The organism is Flavobacterium sp. 5, assembly GCF_002813295.1.
Taxonomy (GTDB): domain Bacteria; phylum Bacteroidota; class Bacteroidia; order Flavobacteriales; family Flavobacteriaceae; genus Flavobacterium.
The window spans coordinates 4,273,047-4,287,861 of sequence record NZ_PHUE01000001.1; the positions used below are offsets into that span (position 1 = coordinate 4,273,047).

Annotated in this window: 11 protein-coding genes; all 11 read left to right on the forward strand. The window is 37.1% G+C overall.

Features of this window, described 5'->3' with window-relative positions; translation table 11 throughout:
- Nucleotides 1-19: 19 nt before the first annotated feature.
- Entirely contained in the window at nt 20-457 is a 438-nt protein-coding gene (locus CLU82_RS17955) for a DUF1896 domain-containing protein (protein ID WP_024981684.1), read from the forward strand.
- Entirely contained in the window at nt 444-5,825 is a 5,382-nt protein-coding gene (locus tag CLU82_RS17960) for an N-6 DNA methylase (RefSeq protein WP_100844393.1), read from the forward strand. The genes CLU82_RS17955 and CLU82_RS17960 overlap by 14 nt, the downstream gene beginning before the upstream one ends.
- A gap of 194 nt (nt 5,826-6,019) precedes the next feature.
- On the forward strand, nt 6,020-6,391 hold the full coding sequence (locus CLU82_RS17965) for a hypothetical protein (protein WP_100844394.1): 372 nt from the start codon (nt 6,020-6,022) through the stop codon (nt 6,389-6,391).
- Nucleotides 6,392-6,550: 159 nt separating this feature from the next.
- Entirely contained in the window at nt 6,551-7,399 is an 849-nt protein-coding gene (locus CLU82_RS17970) for a DUF3347 domain-containing protein (RefSeq protein WP_100844395.1), read from the forward strand.
- A 4-nt stretch (nt 7,400-7,403) separates the two neighbouring features.
- Nucleotides 7,404-8,021 carry a heavy metal-binding domain-containing protein gene (locus CLU82_RS17975; RefSeq protein ID WP_100844396.1) on the forward strand — a complete coding sequence of 206 codons (618 nt, stop codon included), beginning with the start codon at nt 7,404-7,406 and terminating at the stop codon, nt 8,019-8,021.
- 30 nt (nt 8,022-8,051) lie between these two features.
- Nucleotides 8,052-8,618, forward strand: a complete 567-nt coding sequence (locus tag CLU82_RS17980; RefSeq protein ID WP_100844397.1) for a DUF3347 domain-containing protein — start codon at nt 8,052-8,054, stop codon at nt 8,616-8,618.
- A 1-nt stretch (nt 8,619) separates the two neighbouring features.
- On the forward strand, nt 8,620-9,090 hold the full coding sequence (locus tag CLU82_RS17985) for a heme-binding domain-containing protein (protein ID WP_100844398.1): 471 nt from the start codon (nt 8,620-8,622) through the stop codon (nt 9,088-9,090).
- A 5-nt stretch (nt 9,091-9,095) separates the two neighbouring features.
- On the forward strand, nt 9,096-10,376 hold the full coding sequence (locus CLU82_RS21105; RefSeq protein ID WP_100844399.1) for an efflux RND transporter permease subunit: 1,281 nt from the start codon (nt 9,096-9,098) through the stop codon (nt 10,374-10,376).
- Nucleotides 10,377-10,386: 10 nt separating this feature from the next.
- Nucleotides 10,387-12,324 carry an efflux RND transporter permease subunit gene (locus CLU82_RS21110; protein WP_024981693.1) on the forward strand — a complete coding sequence of 646 codons (1,938 nt, stop codon included), beginning with the start codon at nt 10,387-10,389 and terminating at the stop codon, nt 12,322-12,324.
- Nucleotides 12,311-13,570 (forward strand): TolC family protein, encoded by a 1,260-nt coding sequence (locus tag CLU82_RS18000; RefSeq protein WP_100844400.1) that lies wholly within the window; start codon nt 12,311-12,313, stop codon nt 13,568-13,570. Before CLU82_RS21110 ends, CLU82_RS18000 begins: the two co-directional genes overlap by 14 nt.
- Nucleotides 13,567-14,814, forward strand: a complete 1,248-nt coding sequence (locus CLU82_RS18005; protein ID WP_100844401.1) for an efflux RND transporter periplasmic adaptor subunit — start codon at nt 13,567-13,569, stop codon at nt 14,812-14,814. The genes CLU82_RS18000 and CLU82_RS18005 overlap by 4 nt, the downstream gene beginning before the upstream one ends.
- Nucleotide 14,815 lies beyond the last annotated feature (1 nt).

Sequence of the window (14,815 nt, forward strand, 5' to 3'; positions counted from 1 at the left end):
TTCTAAATAAAAATATAGTATGAATACACAGCAAAAAGACCTGTCATATTTCAGGTTACGACTACAAGAATTATTAACTATAAGCTTTCCCGAAAAAGCGTATGATGTTAAATTTATTGACCAGCGTTCAAGTTGGGCTTCCAATGCTTATGAAGATGCTTTTCGAGCAGGAAACCCAATAAACCAATGTGATCATATTGCCGATTATGTCTTATTTGAAGGATTGCACTTTTCAAAATTTGATACCCTTTTTCAAGTAGTCTGCAATGAGTTTGATGCGAGAATGGCAGATGAAGAATTACGACCGTTTGCCTTAAAGATGTTGCCTATTTGCTACCCTGTTTTTACAAACTACAAATTAACGGATGACTTCGCCTATACAACGGAGTTTGATTTGCTCTATACGGAACTGACAGGAACCATAGCAATATGGATAGAGGAACATGGGCTTCAGTAAACGTCAACATCTCCAATCGAATATTGATTCCCTGCGAATTGCTTTTAAACTGGAAAAGGAGAACAGAAAAGCCTCCGCAGGCGAAAGACTGCTAATGATGCAATACAGCGGATTTGGTGGTCTTAAATTTGTGTTGAATCCTGCCCAAAATCCGATAGATATTAACCATTGGAGAAAGACCGAATATGAACTTTTTCCAGTTACACAGGAACTCCATCAGCTTCTAAAAGAAAATGCAACTGATGAAAAACAATACCGTAGATATGTGGACAGTATGCGGAGTTCTGTACTGACTGCATTTTACACACCACCTTTGATTATTGATGCTATTTCCACCACATTAAAAGAAAATGGTGTAAGCATTCAAAAACTTTTAGAACCATCTGCCGGTAACGGTTCTTTCATACAATCCTTTGCAGATAAAGATATGCCACAGGTTACCGCTTATGAAAAGGACTTGCTCACTGGAAAAATTTTAAAACAGCTCTATCCAGATAATACGATCCGCATTAGCGGCTTTGAAGAAATACCCGAAAGGGAAAAAAACAGCTATGATGTGGTAGCTAGCAATATCCCTTTCGGTGATACGTCCGTCTTTGATCTTTCCTATTCCAGAAGCAGGGACGCTGCAAAAGTACAGGCTGCCCGAAGCATACACAATTACTTCTTTATGAAGGGAGCCGAAATGCTCCGTGAAGGTGGTGTGCTGGCTTTTATCACTTCACAAGGTGTGCTGAACAGCCCGAAGAACGAACCCATACGCAAGGTATTGATGCAGGACAACAACCTAGTTTCAGTCGTTCGGTTGCCAAATAATTTATTTACCGACTATGCTGGTACAGAGGTAGGAAGTGATCTAATAATTCTGCAAAAGAATACTGCAAAACAAAGTTTGACCGAAGCGGAAGAACTGTTTTGTCAGAGTCAAATAACGGAATACAATACGCCAAGCAACGCCTTGTTTCAAGACAACGGAAGGATTATACATACTACACAGATGTTGGCTACCGATCCTTATGGACAACCTGCATTTGTCTATACGCACAGGGATGGTGTGGAAGGAATTGCCAAGGACCTAAAGCAAATGCTATCGGAAGATTTTGGAAAACATCTGGATATTGGCTTGTATAAAGGTGAACGAAACGATGCGCCAATCAAACAAATTCCTATAACACCAACGGTTGCAACTCCCGTTGCCGGATCTGCAACCATTTCACAGAAAACGCAGACATTAACTGCTCAAACAATAAATAAAGACATTGTAAAAGAAGAAAGGCAACTAAGCATTTTTGATCTCTTTGAAAATTCAAAAGAACTGGCGTCTTTTACCACTCCTGTTAAAGCAGTCACAACAACAAAACTACCAGCCAAAAGAAAAAGAACTGTGAGCGGATATCAGGGAAACCTGTTCAGCGGTTTGATGCAACAACCTCCCATTTCTACTTCTCCAGTAAATAGCAATATACCAAATGAGAGAAATACACAGGAAGTTATCGGCGATTTGTTTTCAGGACTGAAAGGAAATAATCTCTCCGAAAAGATTACCGCAGGCAACACCATTCCCGAACCAGCAATTTATACCAAAGAAATACAGTCTTTTCATCGTAACGATAGCCTTGCAGTGGATAACGGCTGGGTCGGCTATCTTAAAGATTTTGATAGCGATAAGAAACAGGCGATGTTTCATCCTTTGCAATTATCGTCCTTACAGAAAGGAAGAGCTGAAGCCTATATTTCTGTACGAGATAACTACCTCGATTTATATCAGAAGGAAGCCAAACTGCAAACCGAACATAAAGAAGAGAGAGAAACATTTAATAAGGTTTACGATGCCTTCGTAAAAAGGTACGGCAACCTGAACAGTGCCGATAATATCAAGCTTATCAAAACAGACAGTTCCGGTAAGGAAATGGCTTATTTGGAACGTGTTGTGGGCGGTGTGGTACATAAGGCGGATATCTTCCACCGTCCGGTAAGCTTCTCCATTACCACATTAGCTACCGATAATCCCGATGAGGCTTTAGCCGCATCATTGAACAAATACGGGAACGTTGATCTAGACTTTATGTCCAAAATCAGCGGTATATCATCCGACGATTTGAAAGCGGTATTGCACGGACGCATCTTTTATAATCCTTTGGAAAAGGAATATGAAATAGCTGAAAGATGGGTAGCTGGCAATGTGGTGGAGAAAGCCACAGCCTTAAAAAGCTATCTCGAAAGCAATCCCCATGATAGGCAGGCCAAAGAAAGCCTTACGTCTTTAGAAGAAGCCCGACCAAGACGTATCGAATTTGAAGAGTTAGATTTCAATCTTGGTGAACGCTGGATACCGACAGGGATCTATGCCCGTTTTGCTTCTCATCTTTTTGATACGGAGGTGCGTATCCAGTATTCTGAAACTTCCGATGACTTTTCTATAAAATGCGATCAGAAAAATGTACATATATGGGATAAATATGCCGTCAAGTCTGAAAGTCGAACATTTGACGGGATTGCTCTACTGAAAAACGCATTAGTCAATACTACTCCTGATATTACCAAAAAAGTAATGATTGATGATAAGGAAGTCAAGGTAAGGGATATGGAAGCTATACAGATGGCGAATACCAAGATTGATGAAATACGTACCGCCTTTACCGAATGGCTTCACACTCAAAACGATGAGTTTAAAAAAAGGCTGACCGACCAGTATAACGATACCTTTAACTGTTTTGTGCGTCCGCAGTACGACGGAAGCCATCAGGAATTTCCAGGACTGGACAGAAAAGGCTTAGGCATTAACGATTTATATTCGAGCCAAAAGGATACAGTATGGATGATCAAGCTGAACAACGGTGCGATTTGCGATCACGAAGTAGGAGCCGGCAAGACATTGGTGATGTGTACCGCAGCACAGGAGATGAAACGTTTGGGAATGGTACACAAACCTATGATAATAGGATTGAAAGCCAATGTCCATGAGATTGCAGAAACGTACCGTAAAGCCTACCCACACGCTAAAATTATGTATCCTGGCAAAGAAGATTTTACCCCACAGAAAAGGCAACGGATTTTCGGAGATATTAAAAACAACGATTGGGACTGCGTGATATTGACCCATGACCAGTTTGGCATGATACCCCAGTCGCCAGAAATGCAAAAGGAAATCCTACAAGTCGAACTGAACAGCGTGGAAGATAATCTTGCCGCTTTGGAAGCACAGGGCAAAGAGATTTCAAGGGGTATGCTCAAAGGTGTAATCATCAGGAGACAGAACCTTGAAGTTAGGCTGAAAACTTTGGAACATGACATCGAAAACCGAAAAGATGATGTAGTGGATTTTAAGATGATGGGCATCGACCACTTATTTGCTGATGAAAGCCACCAGTTCAAAAACCTGATGTTCAATACGCGTCATGACCGGGTTGCAGGTTTGGGCAATATGATGGGAAGCCAAAAGGCCATGAACCTGCTTTTTGCCATCCGCACCATTCAGGATCGCATACAAGGCGATATGGGTGCTACCTTTCTTTCAGGTACAACTATCAGCAATTCCTTAACCGAGTTATATCTATTGTTTAAATATCTCCGTCCAAGAGCATTGGAAAAACAAGGTATTAACTGTTTTGATGCGTGGGCGGCTATCTATGCAAGGAAAACGACTGATTATGAGTTTTCGGTAGCGAATAATATCGTGTCAAAAGAACGCTTCCGCTACTTTATCAAAGTGCCGGAACTGGCACAGTTCTATTCGGAAATCACGGATTACAGAACCGCTAAGGATATTGGTATAGATCGTCCGGAAAAGAACGAGGTACTTTATAATATACCGCCTACGCCCGATCAGGAAGTATTCATCCAGAAATTGATGGAGTTTGCTAAATCAGGTAATGCGACCTTATTGGGAAGACCTCCGCTAACAGATAGGGAAGAAAAAGCAAAGATGCTGATTGCTACGGATTATGCCCGTAAGATGTCCCTCGATATGCGGATGGTAAGCAGTAAATATAATGACCACCCCGATAACAAAGCTTCTCATTGTGCAACCAATATTGCAAAGTATTACCAAAAATTCCATGCGCAGAAAGGAACGCAGTTTGTTTTTTCAGATTTAGGCACTTACAAGCCAGGAGAATGGAATGTATATGGGGAAATCAAGCGCAAACTTGTAGATGATTATGGTATACCGGAACATGAAGTCCGTTTTATACAGGAAGCTAAAAATGATAAGCAACGCAAGGAGCTTATAGGCGGTATGAATGAGGGGAAAATCCGTGTGCTGTTTGGTTCTACCGGCATGTTGGGAACTGGTGTAAATGCACAGAAAAGAGCTGTTGCCGTTCATCATTTGGATACCCCGTGGAGACCAAGCGATCTTGCTCAACGTGACGGAAGGGCTGTGCGAAAAGGCAATGAAATTGCCAAATTTTTCGCCGATAACAAGGTGGATGTAATTATCTATGCAGTCGAAAAATCGCTGGACAGCTACAAGTTTAATCTTTTGTACAATAAACAGCTTTTTATTGACCAACTCAAAACCAACAATCTAGGAAAGCGAACCATTGATGAGGGGAGTATGGATGAAAAATCGGGAATGAATTTCTCTGAATACGTAGCTATACTTTCGGGAAATACGGATTTATTGGAAAAAGCAAAACTGGAAAAACAGGTCGCTGGATTGGAAAGTGAGAAGCAGGCATTCAATCGTTCCAAGTTCAGCTCCAAATACAAGCTGGAAGATATTTCTGCGACACTAGAGTCTGCCAAGTCACGATTGGAACGAATGGGTCACGATTGGAAAAATCTGCAACAGCGCTTACAAAAAGGGCAGGATGGAACGATACTGAACCTTGTACAGCTAGACGGATTGTCACCTAATGCCGATGTGAAACAGATTGGGACCAAACTTAACCAGATTGCGGATAAAGCCCGTACTGGAGGTCAGTATGACGAAATAGGCAGCCTGTATGGGTTTACATTATTGGTTAAAACTGAAATATCCGAAAAAGAAGGTGCTGATATTAAAGTCAATCGTTTTTTGGTACAGGGTGAAGGCAATATAAAATACACTTATAATAATGGCTTGATTGCTAATGACGCAAAGCTTGCGTCAATGAATTTCCTTAGTGCTTTGGAAAAAATACCTAGCTATATTGATCAGGAACAAAAGAAAATTACCGAATTACAAAAAGACCTGCCTGTACTTCAGGAAGTAGTCAATGGTATATGGACGAAGGAAAGCAGGTTGAGTCAACTGAAAACGGGATTGGCGGCCATTGACAGGAAAATACAGTTGTCTATTACTTCCGAGCCCAAAGAACAGAAAGAAGCTATAAAAATAAATAATGTTCAGGAAAGGTCTTCTGTAGGTTTGAAAGCAATGTAATTTCATTGGTAAAAACAAAACATTCTTTTTTATTTGGTAGTAAATTTTGAAAAACACCTTAATTTTTTGTCTTCTGATGCGTAACTATGATAGCTAACTTGTTAAGAAAAGTGTAGCGAAAATGTGATTTTTAACACGTTGTTAGTAAAAAATCAATATAAATTGATTAATTTTGGATTTAAATTAAACTACAAATGAATACATTTCACATTTTAGTAATAGTATTATTTGGTTTCTTATTGATACCAAGTAATTCTTTTGCCTGTGAAAATAATTCAACAAAACATTCTTCTACAAAAGAGACATCTTCAAATATGGACAAAGACGATTGTTGCAAAAATGACAATCATTCCAAAACGAAAAATCACGAAGGTTGTGGAGGAAAATGTAACCATTCTAGATGCAGTTGCGCTACTTCTTGCAACAGTAGTACTGTTGCTATTAATGAATTGAAATTTAATAGCAATCTTTTTAATTTCTCTTCTGAAAAACAAAAATTTTATAATTACAAAACCACTATTTCTTCTGGTTTTAATTCTCTTTGGCTTATACCTAAAATAAGCTAAAATCTATAGTTGATAGCCATAATTATATCTTATTGATAACTATTATTGGTCTCCAAATCATTTATTTTATCGGTTAATTTCAATTTCAAGATGATGGGTATTCTATGATTTCATTTTTGTTATTGCTTAACTAATTCAATTTAACATTATTTACATACAATGAACTCATTAAAAAAAATAATGATAGCAATACTTCTATTGTTATCAGTAGTGGTATCCAACGCACAAATTAAAAATGCTAAAATAGAGTCCGTTAAAATTTACGGAAACTGCGGAATGTGCGAAGCCAAAATAGAAAAAGCAGGTAGTCTAAAAAATGTCGCAAACGTTGACTGGAACGCAGATACAAAAATGGCTGTCCTTAGTTATGATCCTAAAATAACCAGTCAAGACGAAATACTCAAACGTATTGCATTGTCAGGTTATGACAGTGATAAATTTCTTGCTCCAGATGATACATATTCAAAACTTGCAGGATGTTGTCAATATGATCGTGAGGCAAAAGTTCCTGTTAAAACAGAACCAAAAAGCGAAATGACAGGAATGGAAAGCAACAGACTTTCAACAACAGCTGAAAATCAAACCGTAAATCAACTACAGCCAGTTTTGGACAATTATTTTTTACTGAAAGATGCTTTAGTAAAAACAGATGCTAAAACAGCTTCTGAAAAAGCAGCAGCATTATTATCTTCGATTACTGCAGTGAAAATGGAAATATTAAAAATGGATGAACATGTGATTTGGATGAAAATCTTAAAAGATTTAACTGCCGATTCCAAAAGTATTTCTGAAACACAAGATATTAAGAAACAAAGAGATTTTTTCAAATCATTATCTAAAAACATTTATGAATTGATTAAAGTTTCCAAACCTACTGAAGCGATCTATTACCAATACTGCCCAATGCAAGATGCCAATTGGCTAAGCAAAGAAAATGCTGTTAAAAATCCATACTATGGCTCACAAATGTTGAGTTGTGGTAAAACTATAGAAACAATAAAATACTAAAAAGATGAAAACACTAATTATTGTATTAAGTGCATTTTTTGCATTTAATTCAGCAGTAACAGGACAAACTGTTACAAAAAAGGAAGAACAAAAAACAATTTACGTTTGTCCTACACATCCTGACAAAACAAATTCAAGCTCAGGTAAATGCCCACAATGTGGGATGGATATGGTAAAAGTCACCGAAAAAATTGATTTGCACCCGCAAAAAGGAAGTCAGCCTCAAAGTAAAATTGTGACAAAATATGTTTGTCCTATGGATGGATCAACTTCTGATAAACCAGGTAAATGTTCTAAATGTGCAATGGCAATGGTAAAAACCACAGAAAAAATTGATTTGCACCCGCAAAAAGGAAGTCAGCCTACGAGTAAAACTGTGACAAAATATGTTTGCTCGATGGACGGCACAACTTCTGATAAACCGGGTCAATGCGCTAAATGTGGAATGGGTTTGGTAAAAGTCACCGAAAAAGTTGATTTGCACCCGCAAAAAGGAAGTCAGCCTCAAAGTAAAATTGTGACAAAATATGTTTGTCCTATGGATGGTTCCACTTCAGATGTACCTGGAAAATGTCCTAAATGCGGTATGGATATGACGCAAACAGAAGACCATAAACACTAATCTAATCTTTCAATAACAAAAAAAATAAAAATGAAAAATATAATTCTTTCAGCAATAGCAGTAGCAATCACAATGGTTTCTTGTAATCAAAAAAATAAGCAAGAAGAAACAGTTAATTCAGAAATAAGTAAACCTGAAACTGCAACTGTAAAAGTCAATCCTACTTCTTTTTCCATTAAAGAAATTGTAACGGATTATTTGTCTTTAAAAAATGCTTTGACTAAAGACGATTCTAACGCTACTGCCGATGCAGGAAAAGCATTGGTAGAGACTTTGGGAAAAATAGATATGAAAAAATTATCTGGTGAACAAATGAAAACCTATATGGATATTGCCGATGATCTCAAAGAACACGCTGAACATATTGGAGATAATGCGGGGAACATAGCACACCAAAGAGAGCATTTTGTTTTAATGAGTAAAGACATCAATGATTTGATAAAAACTTTTGGAACTGAACAAAAACTGTATGAGGACTTTTGCCCAATGGCTGATGAAGGAAAAGGTGCTATTTGGATAAGCGAAGCGAAAGAAATCAAAAACCCTTATTTTGGTTCAGAAATGCTTACTTGTGGTTCTGTGAGAAAAGAATTCTAAGATGAAAAAAATCTTCAAAAAGATATTTTTTATTGGATTAATTATTTTTTTGCTGATACAGTTATATCAGCCTGCTCGCAACATTGCGTTGGAGCAGGATTTAACTGCAAATTTCACAAAAGTATATAATGTTCCTAAAAATGTTGAAGCGATATTGCGAACCTCTTGTTATGATTGTCACAGCAATAACACCAATTATCCGTGGTATTCCAACATTCAACCCGTTGGAATTTTTATGAAAAATCATATAAATGAAGGAAAAGAGAATTTGAATTTCAATGAATATGGAAATTATTCACAACGCAAACAGAATAGCAAATTAAAAGCTATCAGCAAACAAATTAAGTTGAATGAAATGCCTTTGGCTTCTTATACTTTGATCCATAAAAACGCAATACTTTCAAGTAGTCAAAAACAGGAAGTAATGGATTGGATTGAGAAAACTAGCGATAGTCTTTCATCTAAATACTAAACATTATGGTAGAAAAATTAATATCATTTTCATTAAAAAACAGATTTGTCGTATTGCTCGTTTCGGCCTGTTTATTTGCTTGGGGTGTTTATAGCGTGCAACAAAATCCCATTGATGCCATTCCCGATTTGTCCGAAAATCAAGTGATTGTTTTTACGGAGTGGATGGGCAGAAGTCCGCAGGTTATTGAATCACAGGTAACCTATCCTTTGGTTTCGAATCTTCAGGGAATTCCAAAAGTTAAGAATATTCGTGGTGCTTCTATGTTTGGAATGAGTTTCGTATATATCGTTTTTGAGGACAACGTAGATATTTATTGGGCAAGAACAAGGGTTTTGGAAAGGCTGAATTATGCTCAGCGCCTTTTGCCCCAAAATGTGGTACCTACGCTTGGTCCTGATGGTACAGGTGTTGGTCACATATTTTGGTATCATTTAGATGCAAATGGTATGGACTTGGGTGAGCAAAGAGCCTTGCAGGATTGGTATGTGAAATTTGCGCTACAAACTGTTCCCGGGGTTGCAGAAGTAGCTTCTTTTGGAGGTTTTGAAAAGCAATACCAATTGGTTTTAGACCCTTTGAAAATGCAATATTATAAAGTCACTATGATGGAAGTGATGAATGCTGTTAAAGCCAATAATAATGATGTGGGAGGACGGAAATTTGAAATGAGTGATATGTCATACATCATAAGGGGTTTGGGATATATAAAAAGCATAAAGGACGTAGAAGAAATTGCCATCAAAAATTACAATTCTATTCCGGTGCGGGTAAAAGATATCGGTTCCATTCAAATGGGAGGCGATTTGCGTTTGGGTATTTTTGATGAAAATGGCACAGGAGAAGTCGTCGGTGGTATCGTAGTTATGCGATACGGAGAAAATGCAGATAATGTCATAAAAGCGGTCAAAGCCAAAATGAAAGAAGTGGAGAAAGGACTACCCGAGGGCGTAACTTTTAAAACCTCTTATGACAGAAGCGAATTGATTGAGAAAGCAATTGAATCTGTCAAAGGAACGCTAATCGAAGAAATGATTGCCGTTTCAATAGTGGTGTTGCTTTTTCTTTTTCATTGGCGAAGCGCATTAATTATCTTGATACAAATACCAATTTCGGTGGCGGTTGCCTTTATCTTCCTGCAGGCTTTTGGAATTTCTTCAAATATTATGTCGCTCACGGGAATTGCTTTAGCAATTGGTGTTTTGGTTGATGACGGAATTGTAATGGTAGAGAATGCGTATAGGACAATTTCTGAGAAACAGGAAGAAATGGATAATAACCAATAAGTTACGTAAAATGAAAGATAAACTGAAAAATATATTCAAAAAAGAAAATGACCCGTTATCTTCCGATGAGAAACTGAAGCTAATTGAATCCTCTTCCAAATTGGTCGGACCGGGTGTTTTTTATTCGACAATAATAGTAATTGCTTCATTTTTACCCGTATTCCTGCTTACGGGAATGGAGGGTAAATTGTTCAGTCCATTGGCTTGGACAAAATCTTTTATACTAATTGTGGATGCGTTTTTTGCGATTACACTTACTCCTGTGCTGATTAGTTTTTTACTCAAAGGCAAACTTCGTACAGAAAATAAAAATCCGATAAACAGAAAATTGGAAAGCATTTATACTCCAATTTTGACGCTTTGTTTAAAATGGAGAAAAACAGTTTTGGCAGTCAATATTGTGGCGCTGTTAATTGGTGTGTTAATGTTTACAAGACTTGGTTCTGAATTTATGCCTCCGCTCGACGAAGGTTCTGTTTTATTTATGCCTGTAACATTGCCCGATGTGTCCAATTCTGAAGTGAAACGAATTTTACAGGTTCAGGACCGATTGATAAAATCAATTCCCGAAGTGGCTCACGTTTTAGGAAAAGCAGGAAGAGCCAATACAGCAACGGACAACAGCCCCATAAGTATGATTGAAACAATTATTTTGCTGAAGCCCCACAACGAATGGAGAGAAGGCAAAACAAAAGCGGATATTATAAATGATATAAACAATAAACTGCAAATACCGGGAGTAACCAATGGTTTTACACAACCGATTATCAATCGTATCAATATGCTTTCGACAGGTATCAGAACCGATGTGGGAATAAAAATCTACGGGGAAAATTTAGACACCATTAATGCTTTATCACAAAAAATAAAAATGGCATTGGATGGAACTTCGGGAGTAAAAGACTTGTACGCTGAACCTATTACGGGCGGAAAATACATTGATATTGAACCCAAAAGAGAAGTTATTGGCAGATACGGACTAAGCATCGATGATATTAACAATGTAGTGGAAGCTTCAATTGGAGGTATGAAACTCACCACAACCATCGAGGGAAGACAGCGTTTTTCGGTAAACGCACGATATGCACAAGAATATCGAAGTAGTATTGAAGCCTTGAAAAAGCTACAAGTACAAACAATGGATTTTGGCCCAATTCCTTTGGAAACGGTTGCCGATGTAAAAATAAGCGATGGCCCGCCAATGATAAACAGCGAAAATGCAATGCTTCGTGGAAGTGTATTGTTTAATGTTCGTGACCGTGATTTAGGAAGTACCGTCAAAGAAGCACAGAAAAAACTGAATGAAATGATAACCAAAATGCCCAAAGGGTATTATGTGGAATGGAGCGGTCAATGGGAAAACCAAATCAGAGCCAACAAAACATTGGGTTTAATTCTGCCAATTGTTGTCGTGATTATTTTCCTCATTCTCTATTTCACTTATCATTCTATGAAAGAGGCTTTGATTACAATGATAACGGTTCCGTTTGCATTAATCGGGGGAGTTTTTATGGTGTATTTCTATGGGATTAATTTATCGGTGGCTGTAGCAGTCGGTTTTATTGCTTTGTTTGGTTTGGCTGTCGAAACAGCTATGCTAATCACTATATATTTGAATGAAGCGATGAACAAAATGGTCGAAAAACACGGTAACAGCAAAGAAACCCTAACAGAAGAAATAGTGAGAGAGTATATTATTGATGGTTCTGCCAAACGATTGCGCCCAAAACTGATGACAGTTTCTGTTTCATTATTTGGATTAATCCCCATTCTTTGGGCAACGGGAACAGGAGCAGATGTGATGCTCCCAATCACTGTTCCGCTCATAGGAGGAACAATTACTTCAACAATTTATGTATTATTAGTAACCCCGGTTGTTTTTGAAATGGTGAAACTTCACGAGTTAAGAACAAAAGGAAAAATTAGTCTCATAGATGCAAAACATTAAATTTTATATCGCCCTGAGTTGTTTGGTTTTAAGCTTTACAAATACTAAAGCCCAAACACTTACTTTGGATAATGTCTTGAGTACCATCAAGACAAATAATCCCCAATTGAAAATGTACGATGCCGATATTCAGAGTATGGATGCTTCGGCCAAAGGAGCCAGAAGTTGGATGCCACCGCAAGTGGAAACGGGTTTCTTTATGACTCCGTACAATTCCAATCTATGGAAAGCCGACGAAATGGGGCCAGGAATGGGGAGTTATATGTTGGGAGTAACTCAAATGATTCCGAATGCTTCTAAGCTAAATGCCAATGAAAATTTAATGAAAGCAATGTCATCAGTCGAAAGTGAAAATAAAAACTTCACGCTCAATCAATTAAATGCATTGGCCAAAACCTATTATTATGAATGGATTATCATTAAGAAAAAAATAAAAATTGCCCAAGACAATCTTTTGCTTTTAGATTATATGATTAAGAGTATGGAAATACGCTATCAATATAATATGGACAAATTGCCGTCCTATTACAAAGCAAAATCACAATATGCCACTTTGCAAAGTATGATTGTGATGTTGGAAAATGATGTATCACAGCGAAAATATATGCTCAACACATTAATGGCTCGTAATAAAAACGAGGATTTAGAAATTGATTTCAATTACGAGATTAAAGATTTCAATCTCTTCGAAACCGATTTGTCTCCCTACATCAACAACCGTAGTGATATCAAAGCCATTGATAAAACCAAAGAAATCAACAACCTAAAAATAGAGGTTGAAAAAGTGGCAACCAGACCTGAATTTGGTGTAAAATACGACCATATGTTCGCTTTTGGCAATCAGCCACAACAATTTTCATTGATGGGAATGGTCACTATTCCAATGCCTTATTCAACCAAAATGAATAAAGCCAATATGGAAAGCTATCGAATAAAAAACGAAAGTTTGGATTGGCAAAAACAGATGATTGCGAACGAAGCAAGCGGTATGATAAAAGGAATGAATGCTGAGTTTTTGAATCTGAAAAAGCAATACCAAATTACGCAGGACAATATTATTCCAGCTTTGAAACGAAATTATGATACCGCCATTTTAGCTTGGCAAAATAACACCGGAGATTTATTCGTAGCCTTGGATGCGTGGGAAGCGATGAATATGACTCAAATCGATGCTTTCGACAAATTAAAATCGATTTTAGCGACACAAGTAGAAATAGAAAAACAACTTGAAACCGAAAAATTATGAACAGATATTTAAAATTTGCAATACTATTTTTGGTCGTAGTTTTTATTGGAATTACAATCTATTTTTTTGCAACAAAATCAGGAAAACATTCTGAAATGGAACATCAAAATGAGGTTTACACTTGCTCGATGCACCCTGAAGTTATCAAAGACAAACCGGGCAGTTGTCCTATTTGCGGAATGACTTTAGTAAAAAAAGTAACCGAAGACCATTCTGAAAAAAATGACTCTATCAACGATCTTTTGAAACCTACTGATAGTTTTGTTGTGGGAAATTATCAAACCACAACGGTAAAAGACACAGTTATAAATAGCGAAATCAGTTTACCCGGAATAGTGAGTTACGATCCGAATTCATCTGTAAATATTTCAGCGAGAATAAGTGGTAGAATTGAAAAAATGTACGTCAACTATAAGTACCAAAAAGTGACCAAAGGACAAAAAATATTTGAAATATACAGCCCTGAATTATTGACCGAACAGCAAAATTTTATCTATTTGATTTCCAATGACAGTCAAAACACATCGATTATTAATTCCGCCAAGCAAAAATTATTACTTTATGGAATGTCCAATAATCAAGTTAACACATTGGCTTCCGCTAAAAAGGTGAATCCTGTAATCGTTATTTACAGTCCCGCTAACGGAATCATCACGGGAACCGAAAAGATGACTAGTTCTAGTGTTTCTCCTATGTCCAATACAAGTAGCAACACAGAAACTTTGGATGTCAAACAGGGGAACTATATTACAAAAGGGGAAGTTGTTTTCAAGTTAGCGAATACAGATAAAGTTTGGGGTATTTTCAATGTTTTGCAAGGTTACAATAGCCTTATTAAAATCAATCAGTCTATTGATATTTCTTCTGAATTGGATGAAAAGAATAATATTTACGCAAAAATAAATTTTATTGAAACACAATTGAATTCGACTGATAAAACCAATAGGATTCGGGTGTATTTGAATAATTCAACTCTAAAATTGCCCATTGGAACAAGATTACAAGGTATAGTGCAATTAAATTCTACAAAGGGATTATGGTTGCAAAAACAAACTTTGGTCAGTCTAGGTAACAAAAAAGTCGTTTTTCAAAAATTGGACAATGGTTTCAAAGCAACAGCAATACAAACGGGTATTGAAATTGATGATTTTGTTCAAATTATAGGAGGCGTTTCTGTGGGAGATACAATTGCCAAAAACGCACAATATCTAATTGACAGCGAAAGCTTCATTAAAACCGAATAAA

What these genes read in the sequence shown, in the direction of transcription:
- CLU82_RS18005 (WP_100844401.1), top strand. Translation starts at nt 13,567, where the DNA reads ATGAACAGATATTTAAAATTTGCAATACTATTTTTGGTCGTAGTTTTT.
- CLU82_RS17980 (WP_100844397.1), top strand. Translation starts at nt 8,052, where the DNA reads ATGAAAAATATAATTCTTTCAGCAATAGCAGTAGCAATCACAATGGTT.
- CLU82_RS17985 (WP_100844398.1), top strand. Translation starts at nt 8,620, where the DNA reads ATGAAAAAAATCTTCAAAAAGATATTTTTTATTGGATTAATTATTTTT.
- CLU82_RS21105 (WP_100844399.1), top strand. Translation starts at nt 9,096, where the DNA reads ATGGTAGAAAAATTAATATCATTTTCATTAAAAAACAGATTTGTCGTA.
- CLU82_RS21110 (WP_024981693.1), top strand. Translation starts at nt 10,387, where the DNA reads ATGAAAGATAAACTGAAAAATATATTCAAAAAAGAAAATGACCCGTTA.
- CLU82_RS17975 (WP_100844396.1), top strand. Translation starts at nt 7,404, where the DNA reads ATGAAAACACTAATTATTGTATTAAGTGCATTTTTTGCATTTAATTCA.
- CLU82_RS17970 (WP_100844395.1), top strand. Translation starts at nt 6,551, where the DNA reads ATGAACTCATTAAAAAAAATAATGATAGCAATACTTCTATTGTTATCA.
- CLU82_RS17955 (WP_024981684.1), top strand. Translation starts at nt 20, where the DNA reads ATGAATACACAGCAAAAAGACCTGTCATATTTCAGGTTACGACTACAA.
- CLU82_RS17960 (WP_100844393.1), top strand. Translation starts at nt 444, where the DNA reads ATGGGCTTCAGTAAACGTCAACATCTCCAATCGAATATTGATTCCCTG.
- CLU82_RS18000 (WP_100844400.1), top strand. Translation starts at nt 12,311, where the DNA reads ATGCAAAACATTAAATTTTATATCGCCCTGAGTTGTTTGGTTTTAAGC.
- CLU82_RS17965 (WP_100844394.1), top strand. Translation starts at nt 6,020, where the DNA reads ATGAATACATTTCACATTTTAGTAATAGTATTATTTGGTTTCTTATTG.